This is a genomic window from Lysinibacillus fusiformis, from assembly GCF_003049525.1.
GTDB classification, from domain to species: domain Bacteria; phylum Bacillota; class Bacilli; order Bacillales_A; family Planococcaceae; genus Lysinibacillus; species Lysinibacillus fusiformis.
Genome location: NZ_PYWL01000054.1, coordinates 1 through 422, shown reverse-complemented (window position 1 = coordinate 422; position 422 = coordinate 1). Strand labels below are relative to the sequence as shown.

Here is a 422-nt window from a genome sequence, read left to right as displayed (position 1 = left end):
TAACATGATTGGGTCAGTTTTTGGCCTGGTTTTACTTCAATTGGATGCCCTTTTCGCCAGGAAGTATTTTTATAATGACTGCTTGGATGACACGTTGCACATGCAACCTGAGAGTTATTGGTGTTATTTGATTTCTGTAATTCGTGACAAGCCATACACATCTCTCGGTCTATTAATGCTTCAGTACCATGCTCTTTCATGAAATAACTAGTGTGACTTGGTGGTCGCTGGCTATGACACTCCTGACAGAAAGTGTTATCTTTTGCATAATTGTAATGATTCTTTTTAGGTGTTTGTATCTGTGAATTTTTGCTTAATAATTTGTTTAAGGTAGATACTTCCTCATACCCTTCTAAATCGTGGGTTGACATACCCTCATGACACTTATTACAATCCTTTAGATCAGTCTTAGCTTGTTTACC

General features: G+C 37.4%; 1 protein-coding gene. It reads right to left on the bottom strand.

What is annotated here, in order from left to right; translation table 11 throughout:
* Positions 1-422, bottom strand: a 422-nt coding sequence (locus C9J29_RS24875) for a cytochrome c3 family protein (RefSeq protein WP_272898260.1), incomplete at both ends; no start/stop codon positions are given.